Source organism: Streptomyces sp. NPDC093984, from assembly GCF_044764595.1.
Classification (GTDB): domain Bacteria; phylum Actinomycetota; class Actinomycetes; order Streptomycetales; family Streptomycetaceae; genus Streptomyces; species Streptomyces cynarae.
Genome location: NZ_JBIWIM010000004.1, coordinates 65,331 through 80,197, shown reverse-complemented (window position 1 = coordinate 80,197; position 14,867 = coordinate 65,331). Strand labels below are relative to the sequence as shown.

General features: G+C 70.1%; 16 protein-coding genes. 10 read left to right on the top strand and 6 right to left on the bottom strand.

Going from position 1 to position 14,867, the window contains the following annotated elements:
• Positions 1-4 precede the first annotated feature (4 nt).
• Both ACIRC0_RS16425 and ACIRC0_RS16420 read right to left on the bottom strand, forming a co-directional pair.
• The gene (locus tag ACIRC0_RS16425) at positions 5-574 is read right to left on the bottom strand and encodes a DUF4232 domain-containing protein (RefSeq protein WP_403616687.1); all 570 of its coding nucleotides are present in this window, start codon (positions 572-574) and stop codon (positions 5-7) included.
• A 232-nt stretch (positions 575-806) separates the two neighbouring features.
• Entirely contained in the window at positions 807-1,319 is a 513-nt protein-coding gene (locus ACIRC0_RS16420; RefSeq protein ID WP_403616684.1) for a hypothetical protein, read from the bottom strand.
• A gap of 131 nt (positions 1,320-1,450) precedes the next feature.
• On the opposite strand from ACIRC0_RS16420, the gene ACIRC0_RS16415 reads away from it, so the two are divergent.
• From ACIRC0_RS16415 to ACIRC0_RS16400, 4 genes are all read left to right on the top strand, one after another.
• Complete coding sequence (locus ACIRC0_RS16415) at positions 1,451-1,822, top strand: VOC family protein (protein WP_403616681.1); 372 nt, start codon at positions 1,451-1,453, stop codon at positions 1,820-1,822.
• Positions 1,823-1,832: 10 nt separating this feature from the next.
• Positions 1,833-2,192: an ArsR/SmtB family transcription factor gene (locus tag ACIRC0_RS16410; RefSeq protein WP_403616679.1), complete on the top strand. Its 360-nt coding sequence runs from the start codon at positions 1,833-1,835 to the stop codon at positions 2,190-2,192.
• Entirely contained in the window at positions 2,189-2,647 is a 459-nt protein-coding gene (locus ACIRC0_RS16405; protein ID WP_403616676.1) for an SRPBCC domain-containing protein, read from the top strand. Before ACIRC0_RS16410 ends, ACIRC0_RS16405 begins: the two co-directional genes overlap by 4 nt.
• 172 nt (positions 2,648-2,819) lie before the next feature.
• Positions 2,820-3,077: a DUF397 domain-containing protein gene (locus tag ACIRC0_RS16400; protein ID WP_200422377.1), complete on the top strand. Its 258-nt coding sequence runs from the start codon at positions 2,820-2,822 to the stop codon at positions 3,075-3,077.
• A gap of 185 nt (positions 3,078-3,262) precedes the next feature.
• Here the strand turns inward: ACIRC0_RS16400 and ACIRC0_RS16395 are convergent, their stop codons facing one another.
• Positions 3,263-3,751, bottom strand: coding sequence for an ATP-binding protein (locus ACIRC0_RS16395; RefSeq protein WP_403616674.1), 489 nt, complete (start codon positions 3,749-3,751; stop codon positions 3,263-3,265).
• A 343-nt stretch (positions 3,752-4,094) separates the two neighbouring features.
• Between ACIRC0_RS16395 and ACIRC0_RS16390 the strand changes: the two genes are divergently transcribed.
• From ACIRC0_RS16390 to ACIRC0_RS16380, 3 genes are all read left to right on the top strand, one after another.
• A complete protein-coding gene (locus tag ACIRC0_RS16390; protein ID WP_403617344.1) occupies positions 4,095-4,931 on the top strand; it encodes a helix-turn-helix domain-containing protein in 837 nt (278 codons plus the stop codon).
• Between the two features lie 136 nt (positions 4,932-5,067).
• A complete protein-coding gene (locus tag ACIRC0_RS16385) occupies positions 5,068-6,531 on the top strand; it encodes an aldehyde dehydrogenase family protein (RefSeq protein ID WP_403616671.1) in 1,464 nt (487 codons plus the stop codon).
• Between the two features lie 100 nt (positions 6,532-6,631).
• On the top strand, positions 6,632-7,171 hold the full coding sequence (locus ACIRC0_RS16380) for a DinB family protein (protein ID WP_403616668.1): 540 nt from the start codon (positions 6,632-6,634) through the stop codon (positions 7,169-7,171).
• 21 nt (positions 7,172-7,192) lie between these two features.
• Here the strand turns inward: ACIRC0_RS16380 and ACIRC0_RS16375 are convergent, their stop codons facing one another.
• On the bottom strand, positions 7,193-8,605 hold the full coding sequence (locus ACIRC0_RS16375; RefSeq protein WP_403616665.1) for a glutamate decarboxylase: 1,413 nt from the start codon (positions 8,603-8,605) through the stop codon (positions 7,193-7,195).
• Between the two features lie 169 nt (positions 8,606-8,774).
• On the opposite strand from ACIRC0_RS16375, the gene ACIRC0_RS16370 reads away from it, so the two are divergent.
• Both ACIRC0_RS16370 and ACIRC0_RS16365 read left to right on the top strand, forming a co-directional pair.
• On the top strand, positions 8,775-9,536 hold the full coding sequence (locus ACIRC0_RS16370; RefSeq protein ID WP_403616662.1) for a MerR family transcriptional regulator: 762 nt from the start codon (positions 8,775-8,777) through the stop codon (positions 9,534-9,536).
• A gap of 182 nt (positions 9,537-9,718) precedes the next feature.
• The gene (locus ACIRC0_RS16365; protein WP_403616660.1) at positions 9,719-10,687 is read left to right on the top strand and encodes a DedA family protein; all 969 of its coding nucleotides are present in this window, start codon (positions 9,719-9,721) and stop codon (positions 10,685-10,687) included.
• Positions 10,688-10,726: 39 nt separating this feature from the next.
• Here the strand turns inward: ACIRC0_RS16365 and ACIRC0_RS16360 are convergent, their stop codons facing one another.
• Positions 10,727-12,484: a threonine/serine exporter family protein gene (locus ACIRC0_RS16360; RefSeq protein ID WP_403616657.1), complete on the bottom strand. Its 1,758-nt coding sequence runs from the start codon at positions 12,482-12,484 to the stop codon at positions 10,727-10,729.
• Between the two features lie 130 nt (positions 12,485-12,614).
• Complete coding sequence (locus tag ACIRC0_RS16355) at positions 12,615-13,106, bottom strand: inorganic diphosphatase (protein WP_388988106.1); 492 nt, start codon at positions 13,104-13,106, stop codon at positions 12,615-12,617.
• A 79-nt stretch (positions 13,107-13,185) separates the two neighbouring features.
• Between ACIRC0_RS16355 and dacB the strand changes: the two genes are divergently transcribed.
• Positions 13,186-14,829, top strand: a complete 1,644-nt coding sequence (gene dacB / locus ACIRC0_RS16350) for a D-alanyl-D-alanine carboxypeptidase/D-alanyl-D-alanine-endopeptidase (RefSeq protein ID WP_403616654.1) — start codon at positions 13,186-13,188, stop codon at positions 14,827-14,829.
• The last annotated feature ends 38 nt before the right edge of the window (positions 14,830-14,867 follow it).

The following is a 14,867-nucleotide window of genomic DNA, read 5'->3' as shown; positions in this document are numbered from 1 at the left end:
CGCGTCAGTCGCCCGCGACCTGGATGGGGCTCACCGAGGCGTCCGGGCTCTTCCCGCCCTTCAGCGCCACCTCGCCGTACGACCACGGGTAGCTGTGCGCGTCACCGGCGCCCGGAATGGTGATCTTCACGTTCTTCGCCGCGGCGCTGTCGGTGCCGCCGGACTTCCCGCGCACGTACGTGATCGTGAAGGTCGCGGTGTCGCCCTTCTGCAGCGTCACCTTCTCCGGGTTCGCGCCCTCCTGGTCGGGCACCTTCCAGCCGGTGTCGCCGCCGGTCAGCTCGATGCCCGGGAAGCCGTCGAAGGAGCACGGGCGGCTGCCGTCGTTGGTGAGGGTGACCGGGACGTTGCCGGTGTCGCCGGCGGTGGTGGCGGCGTTGGCGGGGCCGACCTTGATGCCGAGGGTGCACTCGGCGGTGTTCTTGCTCTTGCCGCTGTCGCCGCTCTTGTCGGCGCTGCCGCTGTTGTTGCTGCTGTCACAGGCGGTCAGCGCCAGGGCCGCCACGAGGGCGGTGACGGCGAGACGGACGGGAAGGGCGCGCATCGGGCTCCTCTGGTTCGTGATGGTGCTCATGGATCATCACGCAGGTGTGCGGGCTCCCGTTGCGCGCCCTCCGCTTACCGTGGTCGCCGTCGGGCGCGCTTGTCGCCCTTCGTCCCGTATGCCTCGCTCGTGCCTCCCGTACGCCGGCGGAACGAGCCGGCTGCCGGCGCTGAGGGAGGCCGCGCGTGCGGGGCCGAGGGGCGAGCGTGCTGGGCCGAGGGGCGAGCGCAAGCGGCTCGGACCGCCGGCGCGGTGCGCGTCACTACCCCAGGCTCGCCGTCGGGAACCCGCTCGGGAGCTTGCCGCCCTCCGCCTTGGTGTACGTCTCCGTGCCGACGCCGCCCTCCCACGTCACCTTCATGCTGCTGGAGGTGACCGAGTCGACCATGCCGGTGCCGCGGCTCTTGCTGCCGCCGGTGCACTTGAGGTGGATCATCTGCATGCCCGCCTCCTCGCCCGCAGTCCCGCTGCACACGGTCCCGCCCATCGCGAAGAGCCCGGCCTGCCTGCCGTTGATCACCAGGGCCACGGCCTTGCCTCCGGTCGTGGCCAGCCAGCTCCCCTCCAGCTTCCCGGCCTTCCCCGCCGAGGAGGCGGAGCTCCCGCCGTCGTCCGCGGAAGCCGAGGACGAGGAGGCGCTGGGCGTGGCCGACGCGCCGCCGCCCGAGGCGCCGGAGTCGCTGCTGCAGCCGGTCAGCACGAGCGCGGCCGCACAGCCCGCGGCCGTGAGCGTGACGCGGGCCTGCCGACGCGTGACTTGGGTCGCCGTGGTCACTGAAGTCTCCCAGGGGTGCCGATGACGTCATGGGGACGGCCGTTGGCAAGCTACCAGGACATCGCCGACCCCCATAGGTAGGGGATCTCCTACATTTGACGGGTAGGAAATCCCCTACCTATTGTGCGTCCATGACCATCACGCACGCTTCCTTCGTCACCCTCCCCGTCACCGATCAGGACCGCGCTCTGCGCTTCTACACCGACGTCCTCGGGTTCCAGGTCACCGCGGACCTGGACGTGCCCCCGGGACGCTGGCTCCAGGTCGCCCCCGAGGGCGCCCAGACCGTCTTCACGCTCTCCGGGCCGGGGATGGGCGATTTCGAGCCCGGCAGCGCCCGGGGGATCATGTTGGTCACGACCGATGTCGACGCCGACTGCGCCCGCCTGGCTGAGGCGGGGGTCTTTGTGGATGGCCCGGACGATCTCCCCTGGGGCCGGATGGCGTCCTTCCGGGACCCGGACGGCAACGGTCTGATGCTGCTGACGGAGGCTCACGGATAGGAAGACCGCCATGACCACCACCGGGGCCGGGGCGGGCACCGCCGCCGAGGACCGCGTCTTCGCCGCGCTCGCCAACGCCACGCGCCGCGAGGTGCTGCGCCTGCTGCGGGAGAAGGGGCCGCAGCCCGTCCAGGCCCTGGCCGACCACTTCGCCATGCGCCGCCCGAGTCTGTCGGAGCATCTGAAGGTGCTGCGCGAGGCCGGTCTCGTCTCCGAGCAGCGCTCCGGCCGGCAGCGCATCTACCGCCTTCGGGCCGTGCCGCTCGCCGAGGTGCAGGACTGGCTCCATCCCTACGAGCGGTTCTGGCGCGAGGCGCTGAGGGACCTGGGCGATCTGCTCGACCGCATGCCCGACGATGACCAGCCATGAGCACCGCAGACGACGATCTCACCACCGTCCGTGTCGAGCAGTTCCTGCCGCACCCGCCCGCCAAGGTCTGGCGCGCGCTCACCGAGCCCGCCCTGCTCGCCCAGTGGCAGATGCCCGGCAGCGAGAACTTCCGGCTCGAGGTCGGCCACCGCTACACGATGACGTCGGTGCCGCGGCCCAATGCGCGCTTCTCCGGCACCGTCGAGGTGCGGGTTCTCGCCTACGAGCCCGAACGGATGCTGCGCGTCCGCTGGGCCGACGCCGACCCGGCCAACCCCGCGGACTGGACCATCACATGGACATTGGAACAGGAAGGCCGTGGAACGCGTCTCTTCCTAGTGCACGAAGGGTTCGACCCGGACGACCCGGCACAGATGATGGCGCGGAAGATCATGCACGGGGGCTGGAGTTCGCATGTGGTGCGAGCTCTGGGGCAGGCGCTTGACCGACTGTAGCCAGACCGCAGTCAGAGCGTAGTCAAGGAACTGTAAAAGCTGTAACCGCAGGACCACCCCGCGTGCACGTGCATCTGCTCCTGCATCTGCATGTGAACAGGGTTATGATCCGGGGAAGTTGACCGCTGCATCAATGGCCATACCAGCCACTGCACCACCCGGGGAGCGACCTGTGGACCACGACGTGTGCGACGTGGACGACGTGTACAACGGCATGGCTGCGACGGAGCTGGAGGGAGTGGCCTGGCAGAAGAGCCGGCACAGCAACTCCCAAGGGTCATGCGTGGAGTTCGCCCGGCTGCCCGGGGGAGAGGTGGCGGTGCGCAACTCGCGCTTCCCCGACGGGCCCGCGCTGGTCTACACCCGCGCGGAGATCCAGGCGATGCTGCTGGGCATCAAGGACGGCGAGTTCGACCATCTGATCGCGTGACACGCCGCACCGGCGTGCGCCCCGGGTGGATCACGGGAGCGGTCGACGTCTCCCGTCGCGACAGGGCCGGTGCAGTGGTGCGTCGAAACGCGTGCGAACGCAACAAGCGGACGCCTGCGGCGACTTGGGGCGCCGCAGGCGTGTAACACGCGTAGAACTCGGGCACCCGAAAGTGCCGCAAGACATCACTCGGGAGACACCTGTGCCGGTGACAGCCGGAACAGCGCCCAGACCACCTTGCCGCTCAGCGTGCCCGCCAGCGGGTGCCAGCCCCAGCTGTCGGCGAACGATTCGACGAGGAACAGCCCACGGCCCGACTCGGCCGAGCAGTCCTCCGAGTCGCCCGCGACCGGACTGTCATGGCTGGGGTCGCGCACGGCGCACACCAGACGCGTGGTCCAGCGCATCAGGTGCAGTCGTACCGGCGGGTCCTGCTCGCCCGGGCGCACGGCGGAGGCCGGCAGGGCATGGCGCAGGGCGTTGGTCACGAGTTCGGAGACCACCAGGCAGACGTCGTCGAAACGCTCGCCCACATCCCACTGCCCGAGCGTGGCCCGGGTGAACCGCCGTGCCTCGCGCACCGCTTCGAGGCGGGCGGGCAGGGCGCAGGAGGCGGCGCTGGACACGGCCGCGGGATCGAGCGGCGGAAGTCCCTGCCGTAAGGGCTCGAGCATGGTCGATCCATTCGTCCCCATGCGAGGCACTCCCGGGTGTTCGCGGTCGTGGCGATGCAGCGGTGGCGCGGAACCATGGTTTCGGATGAGACAAGCAGATGCAAGGGCAGATGCACGTGCACGCGCCGGAATTGGCCGCTCCCGTACCGCTTTCCCCTTATTTCTTCAGCCACTTTCTTCCCTCTTGCTTGCCCTCTCTCCTCTCTCCCTGTGCCTCATCTTTGTCTCCTTTCCATTTCTGTAACCGCACGAGTACAGCTCGGAGTGTTTTAGTGGCAGACTGCGCGATCTGAAGGACGTTGGGGAGGCTGACGAAGTGAGCGCTGGGGACTCGAGCGGTTCGGTGGTGCGGCGCATTCTGCTGGGATCCCACCTCAGGCGCCTGCGGGAGGCGCGCGGCATCACCAGGGAGCAGGCCGGCTACTCGATCCGCGCCTCCGAGTCGAAGATCAGCCGCATGGAGTTGGGACGGGTGAGCTTCAAGACGCGGGATGTCGAGGACCTGTTGACGTTGTACGGGATCACCGACGAGGCCGAACGCACGTCCCTGCTCTCCCTCGCGAAGGAGGCCAACGTCGCGGGGTGGTGGCACAGTTACTCGGACGTCCTGCCCAACTGGTTCCCGACGTACGTCGGCCTTGAGGGCGCGGCGCATCTGATCCGGTCCTACGAGGTCCAGTTCGTGCACGGCCTGCTGCAGACCGAGGCGTACGCGCACGCGGTGGTCTCCCGGGGCATGAAGGGCGCGAGCGCCGAGGACATCGACCGCCGGGTGGCGCTGCGCCTGGAGCGGCAGAAGTACCTCGTGTCGGAGAACGCCCCGCAGTTCCACGTCGTCCTGGACGAGGCCGCCCTGCGCCGCCCCTACGGCGACCGGCAGGTGATGCGCGGCCAGCTGCAGCATCTGATCGACATCTCCGAGCGCCCCAACGTGCGGCTGCAGATCATGCCGTTCAGCCTCGGCGGGCACTCCGGTGAGAGCGGCTCCTTCACGATCCTCAGCTTCTCCGAGTCCGACCTGTCCGACGTGGTGTACCTGGAACAGCTCACCAGCGCGCTCTACCTGGACAAACGCGAGGACGTGACCCAGTACGAGGCCGCGATGAAGGAGCTGCAGCAGGACAGCCCCGGCCCGGACGAAAGCCGCGATCTGCTGCGGGGGCTGCTCCAGCTTTCCTGAGAGTCTTACCGGGAGTATCCCCAGGAGCCCTCCAACTCCCAGTCGCCGCAAGTACGATGACGCCCGATCAGCCGTGTCGTGAGCGCGGGTGCGGAAACGGGTGTCTGCTTCGGCTGCATAGGGATTGAGGGATCACATGTCGTCGTCCTACTTCACCGATCTGGCTCGGCAGTACATCGGCGGTGAGTGGCGCCCGGGCACCGGCTCCTGGGACATCATCGACTTCAACCCGTACGACGGCGAGAAGCTGGCGTCGATCACGATAGCCACGGTCGGGGAGGTCGACGAGGCCTACCGGGCCGCCGCGGCCGCGCAGAAGGAGTGGGCCGCCACCAACCCCTACGTCCGCCGCGCGGTGTTCGAGAAGGCGCTCGCGCTCCTCGAGGACCGCGAGGCCGAGATCGCCGAGGCGATCATCGAGGAGCTGGGCGGCACCCGGCTGAAGGCCGCCTTCGAGCTGCACCTCGCCAAGGAGTTCCTGCGCGAGTCGATCCAGCTGGTGCTGCGCCCCGAGGGCAAGATCCTCCCCTCGCCCGTCGACAGCAAGGAGAACCGCCTCTACCGCGTGCCCGTCGGGGTCGTCGGTGTGATCAGCCCGTTCAACTTCCCGTTCCTGCTGGCGATCAAGTCGGTCGCCCCGGCGCTCGCGCTCGGCAACGGCGTCGTCCTCAAGCCGCACCAGGACACGCCGGTCGTCGGCGGCTCCCTGGTCGCAAAGATCTTCGAGGACGCGGGACTCCCGGGCGGACTGCTCAACGTGGTGATCACCGACATAGCGGAGATAGGCGACGCGTTCCTGGAGCACCCGATCCCGAAGGTGATCTCCTTCACCGGCTCCGACAAGGTCGGCCGCCATGTCGCGACCGTCTGCGCCGCCCACTTCAAGCGCTCGGTCCTGGAACTCGGCGGCAACAGCGCGCTGGTGGTCCTGGACGACGCGGACGTCGACTACGCGGTCGACGCTGCCGTCTTCAGCCGGTACGTGCACCAGGGCCAGGTCTGCATGGCCGCCAACCGCGTCCTGGTGGATCGCTCGCTGCTGGCGGAGTTCACCGAGAAGTTCGTCGCCAAGGTGAAGTCGCTGAAGGCGGGCGACCCGCGCGACGCGGAGACCGTCATCGGCCCGGTCATCAACTCCTCGCAGGCGGACGCGATCACCGGTGTGGTGCAGCAGGCGATCGCCGAGGGCGCCACGGCGCTGGTGCACGGCGCGACCACCGACAACCTGGTCGAGCCGACCGTCCTCACGGACGTCCCCGCCGGCTCGCCCATCCTGCGGCAGGAGATCTTCGGCCCGGTCGCGCTCCTCATCCCCTTCGACGGCGAGGAGGAGGCCGTCCGCCTCGTCAACGACACCCCGTACGGCCTCAGCGGCGCCGTCCACACCTCCGACGTCGAGCGCGGCGTCGCCTTCGCCCAGCAGATCGACACGGGCATGTTCCACGTGAACGACGGCACGGTCCACGACGAGCCGCTGGTCCCGTTCGGCGGCGAGAAGAACTCGGGCATCGGCCGCCTGAACGGCGAGACGACGCTGGACGCCTTCACCACGCTGAAGTGGATCTCGATCCAGCACGGGCGGAGTGCGTTCCCCTTCTAGTCTCCGCGAAAGTGACGGGCCCTTGCGGACAGAACCTGACCGCAAGGGCCCGTAGCGTCGTGGGTGTCAGGGAGAACCGGACCGACGAGAGGCGGCAGCCATGGTCACGCACGTACGAGCCGAGGCGCAGGGAGACGAGCGAGGGGCGCTGCTGTCGTTCCTTCAGGAACAGCGCGGCGGGATCCGCCGGGCGGTGCTGGGGCTGACCGAGGAGCAGGCCAGGACCCGCCCGAGCGCCAGTGAGCTGTCCCTGGGCGGCCTGCTGAAGCATGTCGCCGAGGTCGAACAGACCTGGATCGCCCGCGCCAAGGGGGAGCCTCCCGCGGTCAAGCGGGACGAGTCGAACTGGCACGAGTGTTTCCAGCTCCTCGACGGCGAGACGGTCGCCTCACAGCTCGCGTACTGGGAGGAGGTCGCGGCCGGGACCGAGGCGTTCATCCGCGCCGTGCCGAGCCTCGACGACACCTTCCCGCTGCCGAACGACCCCTGGTTCCCGCCGGACGAGCGGGTCTCGATGCGCTGGGTGATGCTCCACCTGATCCGCGAGACGGCCCGGCACGCGGGGCACGCGGACATCCTCCGGGAGTCCCTCGACGGGAAGACGGCGTTCGAACTGGTGGCCCTGGCACAGGCGGGGTGAGCCGGGCCGGCGAGCGGCGGCTCAGTGGTGGAAGCTCGTGGCCGCCTCCCTGTCACGGGTGAGCGGGTACGGCTGGCGCCTGAGTTCGGGCAGCAGGCGGGTCAGGTCCTCGAGGAACAGGTCCGCCAGGTCCGTCGAGAAGCCGTTGCGGCACACGACGCGCAGGACGGACAGGTCCTGCCGGTTGGCGGGGAAGGTGTACGCGGGCACCAGCCAGCCGTACTCGCGCAGCCGCCGCGAGACGTCGAAGACGTCGTACGCCTCCACGTCCGGTGCCGTCGTGAAGGCGAACACCGGAAGCTCGTCGCCGCGGGTGAGGAGCCGGAAGTCGCCGAGCGCCTCCACCCGCTCGGCGAGGCCCCGCGCCACGTTCCGCGTGGTCTGCTGGACCGCCCGGTACCCTTCCCGGCCGAGCCGCAGGAACGTGTAGTACTGCGCGGCCACCTGGGCCCCGGGCCGGGAGAAGTTCAGCGCGAACGTCGGCATGTCGCCGCCCAGGTAGTTGACGCGGAAGACGAGTTCCTCGGGCAGGGCCTCGTCGTCCCGCCACAGCGCCCAGCCCACGCCCGGGTAGACCAGCCCGTACTTGTGCCCGGAGGTGTTGATCGAGGCGACCCTCGGCAGCCGGAAGTCCCACACCAGGTCCTCGTCGAGAAACGGCGCGATCATGGCCCCGGAGGCGCCGTCCACGTGCACGGGGATGTCCAGACCGGTGCGCTCCTGGAGGGCGTCCAGAGCCGCGCACAGCTCCGCGATCGGCTCATAGGATCCGTCGAAGGTGGAGCCGAGGACGCCGACGACCCCGATCGTGTTCTCGTCGCACAGGTCGGCGGCGGCCTGCGGATCGATGTGGAACCGGTCGCCCTCCATGGGCACCTGGCGCGCCTCGACCTCCCAGAAGTTGCAGAACTTCTCCCAGCAGACCTGCACGTTCACACCCATCACCAGGTTCGGACGGGCGTCCCTGGACGGGTAGCGGTCCGCGTTCCGCCGCGCCCAGCGCCGCTTCAGCGCCATCCCGGCGAGCATGCACGCCTCGCTGGACCCGGTGGTCGAACAGCCGACTGCCGCCTCCGGGTCCGACGCGTTCCACAGGTGGGCGAGCATCGCCACGCAGCGGCGCTCCAGCTCGGCGGTGCGCGGGTACTCGTCCTTGTCGATCATGTTCTTGTCCCGGCACTCGTTCATCAGCACGCCGGCCTGGGGCTCCATCCAGGTGGTGACGAAGGTGGCGAGGTTCAGCCGCGAGTTGCCGTCCAGCATCAGTTCGTCGTGGACCAGTTGGTAGGCGGTCGTGGGCAGCATCGGGCCCGCGGGCAGCCGGTGCCTGGGCGGCGCCTCGGTCATCTCGACGACCGGATTCGCCTCCCCGTAGAAGGGGTTCATCGTCCTCGGGCGCTCTTCGGGCTTCCCCGGGCCGGTGTGGAGGGGCATGGTGTCGCGTCTCCCATCGCGTAGGCGGAGCCGGTGACGCGTCCGTTTCCTTGTCGCCGGTCTCGATGGTTCAACGAATCATGGTTCCGTCCGCAGTGCAGGCGTATCCCCTTGCACCTCACGCGACGTGAGGGCAGAGGCTGGGGCACGTACCCAGAAGGGAGCGGAAGTGAGCTACTCGGTGGGCCAGGTGGCCGGCTTCGCCGGTGTGACCGTGCGCACGCTGCACCACTACGACGAGATCGGCCTTCTCACACCCAGTGAGCGCACGTACGCCGGTCATCGGCGCTACGGCGACGCCGACCTCGACCGGCTGCAGCAGATCATGTTCTACCGAGAACTCGGCTTCCCGCTCGACGAGGTCGCCGCCCTGCTCGACGACCCGGACACGGACCCGCAGGAGCACCTGCGGCGCCAGCACGCGCTGCTGACGGACCGGATCGAGAAGCTGCGGAAGATGGCGGCGGCCGTGGAGCACGCCATGGAGGCACAGAAGATGGGGATCAACCTCACGCCCGAGGAGAGGTTCGAGGTCTTCGGGGAGAAGGACCCGGAGCAGTACGCGGAGGAGGCCGAGCAGCGCTGGGGCGGTACGGAGGCGTACGCCGAGTCGCAGCGCCGCGCCGCCCGCTACACCAAGGACGACTGGAAGCGCATCAAGGCCGAGGCCGATGCCTGGGAGGAGCGCTACGTCGCCCTGATGACCGCTGGGGAACCGCCGACCGGTGAGCGCGCGATGGACCTGGCCGAGGAACACCGTCAGCACATCAGCAGGTGGTACTTCGAGGTCCCGTACGAGATGCACCGGTGTTTCGCGGAGATGTACATCTCCGACGAGCGCTTCAAGGCGTACTACGACTCCATGCGCCCCGGGCTCGCCGGGCACCTCAGGGACGCGATCGTGGCGAACGCGGCCCGCCACGAGGGCTGAGCAGCCGTGGGGGATGAGGGGGCGCACAGCTGTGACCAAGTTCCCGCACAGTGCATTGCGGGGACACCGGGGGAACCTGCCGGGGACACTGTGCGTTGATAGCTTTGTCCGGCCAGTGCCTGCGTGACGGCCGCCCCAGGACGCCGTACGTACGTCCCCTCATCCCTCAGGAGCCCGGAACCGTGATGTCGCTTGCCCTCGGACCGAGCTGGCTGGATCCGAACCACCTGCTCGACACCTTCGGCATCTGGGGTCTGCTCCTGGTGGTCTTCGCCGAGTCGGGCCTGCTCATCGGCTTCTTCCTGCCGGGTGACTCGCTGCTGTTCACCTGCGGCCTGCTGATCACCGCGGGGACGATGAAGTTCCCGCTGTGGGGGGCGATCGTCCTGATCTGCCTCGCCGCGATCCTGGGCGACCAGGCGGGCTACATGTTCGGCAAGAAGGTCGGCCCGTCGCTCTTCAGGCGCCCGGACTCCCGCCTCTTCAAGCAGGAGAACGTCACCAAGGCGCACGAGTTCTTCGAGAAGCACGGTCCGAAGTCCCTGGTGCTGGCCCGCTTCGTGCCCGTCGTGCGCACGTTCACGCCGATCATCGCCGGCGTCAGCGGCATGAAGTACCGCTCGTTCCTGGTGTTCAACGTCATCGGCGGCGTCCTGTGGGGCGCGGGCGTCACGTTGCTGGGCTCCTGGCTGGGCAACGTGCCGTTCGTCCACAAGAACATCGAGCTGATCCTGATCCTGATCGTCTTCGTCTCGGTGATCCCGATCATCATCGAGTTCCTGCGGGCCCGTTCCCAGTCGAAGAAGAACGCGCCGCAGCCCCAGCCCCACCCCCAGGCCCAGAACCAGCCCCAGCCCCCGGTCATGGACGACGCGACGACCCAGCTGCGCCGCATCTCCCCGGACCGCCAGTACCCGCAGCAGTACGGCAACCAGAACCAGATCCAGACGCAGAACCAGGGCTCGGGCTACGACTACCAGCAGTACCCGCAGCAGCAGTACGCCCAGGAGCAGTACCCGCAGGAGCAGTACGCCCAGGAGCAGTACCCGCAGGAGCAGTACCCCCAGCAGTACCCCCAGCAGTACCGGCAGCAGGCGCCGCAGGAGTACCAGCAGCCGCAGCAGCGGTACCCGTACAACCAGGGCTACTAGGGTCGCGCGCGTTCCCCGGCGCTCACCACCCGGCGGTTGTCAGAACCCTCGAGTCCGCTTGGCGGCCCGGCGCCCCCCGGCGGACCCGAAGCGCAGGAACAGCCGGGAGATCTCCGACCCCAGGTTCACCCCTATCGCGATGGCCATCGCCAGGGACACCGCGTTGGCCAGCGACACCAGGCCCTTGTCGACGTTGTTCTGGGCGATGGACAGCAGCCCGAAATACGTGGCGGAGCCCGGCAGCAGCGGCCCGATCGCCGCGGTCGTGTACGGCAGCGCGGACGCGAACCGGTAGCGCGACAGCAACTGCCCGAACAGACCCACCAGCCCGGCCGCGACAGCCGTGGAGGCGACCGGCGACAGCCCGCCCGGGTAGTGCAGCGCGCCGTACACGCACCACGCGACGCCGCCGTTGAGGGTCACCCACAGCACGGTGGATCGTTCCTGCTGGAGCAGTACGGCGAACGTCAGCGACAGCAGCATCGACGCCACGATCTGCACGACCGGCCGCTCGGCGAGGTGCAATGCCGCGTTCGGGTCGAGTTCGGCGCCCAGCTTCACCCCGAAGTAGAGGACCACCAGGACGCCGGCGACGATGCCCACGAAGAAGTACATGACCTCCAGCAGGCGCGCCGCCGCGGTGATGTAGAAGCCGGTCAGCCCGTCCTGCACGCCCGCGACCAGGGCCCGGCCGGGCAGCAGCGCGAACAGCCCACCGGTGATCACCGCAGAGGCGGCCACGGGCACATGGGCCAGCGTGAGCGCGACACCGATCGCGGCCGGCGGCATGGCGGCCACCATGAACTGGTAGAACTCCGGCAGTCCGCGGCCCGCGCACAGCCACGCGAGCCGGTCGCCGAGCATCGCGCCCAGCGCGGCCGCGACGAACACGATCAGATCGCCGCCCACGAGCATGGAGGCCGCACCAGCTAGCAGTCCGCTCGCCCCGGTCAGCGCCCAGCCGGGGTAGGGGTGCCGGTTGCGGCGGATCTCGGCGAGCCGCCGGTAGGCGTCCTCCAGGGAGATGGAGGTCTCCGGGTCCGTGAGGTCGTCCACGAGCCGGAACACGGCTTGCAGGCGGGTGTAGTCGGTGCCCCGGCGGCGTACCGTCCGCGAGGCCGACACGGGGTCGTCCACCAGGGACGGCTGGTAGGAGATCGACAGCAGGGTGAAGGTGACGTTCGGCTCGCAGCGGTCCAGGCCGTAGGACCGGCAGACCGCGAACATCGCCGCCTCCACGTCCTCGGCACCCTCGCCGCCCGCCAGCAGCAGTTCGCCGATGCGGAGGGTGAGGTCGAGCACGCGCGGCACGGCGGGACCCGACTCGCCGATCTTCTGGACGGGCTCCGGCGCGGGCCGCTCGGTCACCGGCATGCGCAGCATCGCGCGCATCCGGTCCTGCCAGGGCGCCTCCTTGGTGAGCCGCACCGCGGGAATCCCGGAGGGCGGCGTGAAGGCGGGCGGGGCGCTGCGGGTGCTGTACGTGCTCGGCGGGCTGAACGCGGACCCGTCCGGCTCGGCGGCGGGCGGCTGCGGGACCTGCAGGCCCTCCGGGAGGGCGAACTCCGACGTCGTCTCGGAGTCGGCACCGGCCGCCGGCACCGCCAGGCCCTCGGGGACCGCGAACTCCGACGTCGTGGACGACTCGCCGCCGACCGCCGCGGGCGTGCCCACGCTCGCGGGGGCGGGCAGGGCCAGGGTCGTGGCGGACTCGCTCCCGCCTCGCCCGTCGGGCGCGAACACGCCCCTCGCCTCGTCCGACCGCGGCTTGCGGCCCACCCCGTCCGGCTCCGCCACCTGCTTCTGCCTTGCCCTTCCGTGCGCGTGTGTCCCGTGGGTACCTCCCGTGCGCCCCAGTATGCGCACCTACGCCAGCGGGCCGCGTCACCCGGAAGGGTCACGCGGCCCGCTGGCGGTCGGGAGGGGGTCAGTGACCGCCGTGCTCCTTGAAACGCTTGAACGAGCGCTCGATCTCGGCCTCGGCGTCCACGCGGCCCACCCAGTCGGCGCCCTCGACGGACTTGCCGGGCTCCAGGTCCTTGTAGACCTCGAAGAAGTGCTGGATCTCCAGGCGGTCGAACTCGGAGACGTGGTGGATGTCCCGCAGGTGCTCCACGCGCGGGTCGGACGCCGGCACGCACAGCACCTTGTCGTCGCCGCCCGCCTCGTCCGTCATCCGGAACATGCCGATGGCGCGGCACTTGATGAGGCAGCCGGGGAAGGTCGGCTCCTCCAGGATGACCAGAGCGTCCAGCGGGTCGCCGTCCTCACCCAGGGTGTTCTCCACGAAGCCGTAGTCGGCCGGGTAGCTGGTCGAGGTGAAGAGTCGACGGTCGAGGCGGATACGACCGGTCTCGTGGTCCACCTCGTACTTGTTCCGCGAACCCTTCGGGATCTCGATCGTGACGTCGAACTCCACCGGTGGCTCCTCCATGATCAGCACATAGTTCTGGTGGTTAAGTGTCCCTCACGCAGGAGTGTGATCGCGAAAGGGGCTGGTGGTCGTGCCGGAGCTGGGGTCTTGGCGGGCCGCGGGACCACGTCTCGCACGGGTCGCGCAGGCCGTGAAACCGCACCTCACGCGCATGGCCCAGGCTGTGGAGCCCCGCGCCCGGCGGATCACCGAAACCGCACGACCCGGTGTGACGCGAATCACGGGGGTGGCGAAACCGCACGTCGCGCGGGTCGCGCGCGCCGTACGTCCGCCCTACGGGAGGCTGACGACCCCGCAGCTGGCGGCCGTCGCCGCCACCGTGGGCCTCGCGCTCGCGGCCGGGGCCGTGACCGCCGCCGGTCCCTGGGACTCCTCCGGTCAGCGTACGGCCGAGCGCGACCTCGCCGCAGCGTGGGACCGCCGGGGTGGCGCAGATCACGGGGCCGGTACGGCGGTGGACGCGCCCGCCCCCGCCCCGAGCGCCGCCTCCGTGCTCGTCGCCCTCGGCGGCGCCACCACGAAGTCCGCCCCCGAGGACAAGCCCCTCGCCGCCGTACTCGACCCGCTCCTGCGCGACCCCTCCCTCGGCACCCGGCGCAGCGCCGCGGTCGTCGACGTGACCACCGGGAAGCGCCTGTACGCCAAGGGCGTGGACGACGCGCTGACCCCCGCCTCGACCACGAAGATCGCCACCGCCGTCGCCGCGCTCTCCGCGGCGGGCGCCGACCACCGCTTCACCACGCGCGCGGTGCTGGAGCCCGGCAGCGACCACCTGGTCCTCGTCGGCGGCGGGGACCCGACGCTGACCGCCCGCGAGCAGGCCGGGGGCTGGGCGAGCCTGCGCACCCTGGCCGACGACACCGCCGCCGCCCTGAAGTCGCGCCACCTGGCCTCGGTGACCCTCTCGTACGACACCTCCCTGTTCACGGGCCCGGCCCTGCACCCCATCGGCGTCAACGACAACCTCGCCCCGGTCACCGCCCTGATGGCCGACGAGGGCCGCACGGACGACACCTCCAGCGGGCCGGCCCCGCGCGGCACCGACCCGGCGGCCGACGCGGCCCGGACGTTCGCCCGACTGCTCCAGGGCCACAGCATCAAGACCTCGCAGCCCGGCGCGGCGAAGGCCACGTCGCGCGCCGAGGCGCTGGCCTCCGTCCAGTCGCCGCCCCTGTCCGCCGTCGTCGAGCGGATGCTCACCAACAGCGACAACGACATCGCCGAGGCCCTCGCCCGCCAGACCGCCCTCGCCACCGGCGGCCGCCCGAGCTTCGACGGGGGCGCTGGGGCGGTCTCCGCCCAGTTGAAGAAGCTGGGCCTGCCGGTCGGCGGCTCGCAGTTCCACGACGGCAGCGGCCTCGACCGCGAGGACAAGCTCACCGCGGACCTGCTGACGGCCCTGCTGACGACCGCCGCCTCCCCCTCGCACCCCGAGCTGCGCGCCGTCCTCACCGGTCTGCCGGTGGCGGGTTTCACGGGCACCCTCAGCGACCGCTACGCGGACGCCGCCGAACACTCCGGCGTGGGCCTGGTCCGCGCCAAGACGGGGTCCCTGACCGGCGTCAACACGCTCGCCGGAACGGTGGTCGACGCGGACGGCCACCTCCTGGCGTTCGCGTTCCTGACGGAAGGCTCGATGGACCAGACGACGGCGAGAACGGCCCTGGACCACACGGCAGCCACCCTGGCGTCCTGCGGCTGCCGCTGACCGCTGTGGCCAGTCGTTCTGTCTCACACCGCTGTGGG